General features: G+C 44.7%; 2 protein-coding genes. Both read left to right on the top strand.

Annotated features, from left to right (window positions below):
• On the top strand, positions 1–765 hold a 765-nt coding region (locus tag A3763_RS23960; protein WP_369823173.1), incomplete at its 5' end, for a translation initiation factor IF-2.
• A 28-nt stretch (positions 766–793) separates the two neighbouring features.
• Positions 794–1,198: 30S ribosome-binding factor RbfA (gene rbfA / locus A3763_RS23955; protein WP_068760644.1), on the top strand; the 405-nt coding region annotated here is incomplete at its 3' end.

Here is a 1,198-nt window from a genome sequence, read left to right as displayed (position 1 = left end):
GCGGGTGACGAGTTTGTTGTTGTTGAGAGCGAGCGAAAGGCACGTGAAGTAGCTGAGTTCCGCGAAGAGAAGAGCCGAAAGGATCGCTTGCAGCGTCAACAGGCTTCTAAGCTTGAGAACATGTTTAGCAATATGGGCCAAGATGAAGTTCGTACTTTGAACGTTGTTCTGAAAACTGACGTGCGTGGTTCTTTGGAGGCGCTGACGGCATCATTGAATGACATTGGTAATGAAGAAGTTCAAGTAAGAATCGTGGGTAGTGGTGTCGGTGGTATTACCGGTACTGATGCTAACCTGGCTTTAACTACCAATGCGGTAATTGTTGGCTTTAACGTTCGTGCTGATGCTTCTGCAAGAAAGATTATTGATGAAGAAGGTCTGGATCTTCGCTACTACAGCGTTATCTACGATATTATTGATCACGTTAAGCAAGCTCTAACTGGCATGCTAGCTCCTGAGTTTAAAGAAGAGATTGTCGGCATCGCTGAAGTTCGTGACACCTTTAAGTCTCCTAAGTTTGGTCAGGTTGCGGGTTGTATGGTGCTTGAAGGTACGATCTACCGTAATAAGAAGATTCGCGTATTGCGTGACGATATCGTGATCTTTGAAGGCGAGTTAGAATCATTGCGTCGCTTTAAGGATGACGTTAATGATGTTCGTTCAGGTACTGAATGTGGTATCGGTGTTAAGAACTATGACGTAAAAGTGGGCGATAAGATTGAGGTCTTCGATAAGATCTCTGTTGAACGTACACTCGATTCGTAATTAGTTTGATTAGCGGGATAAGTAGTTAATGGCGCAAGATTTTAAAAGAACAGATCGTATTGCTGATCAAATGCAACGCGATCTGGCAGAGTTGCTTCGTTCTTCAATGAAGGACCCTCGGGTTGGCATGGTAACAGTGAATCAAGTGGTGGTGGCCAAAGACCTCGGTTTTGCCGATGTTTATGTTACCTTACTCACAGTTGATGATCTGGATGCTGATGCGGCTGAGGTAAAAAGTACGATTAAAGTACTTAACGGAGCAGCAGGGTTCTTGCGCAGCGAGCTTGGTCGTATGATCAAGCTTAGAACTATCCCGCAACTACGTTTTCATTTTGACGCTTCGGTTAAACGCGGCCGTCAACTCGATAATCTTATTTCTCAGGCTCGAAAGAAAGACGCTGATTTGTCTGTCGATGAGGGGAATGAAGATTCC

It is taken from the genome of Oleiphilus sp. HI0128, from assembly GCF_001635365.1.
The sequence above is the reverse complement of the archived record's forward strand: the minus strand, read 5'-3'. Positions and strand labels throughout refer to the sequence as shown.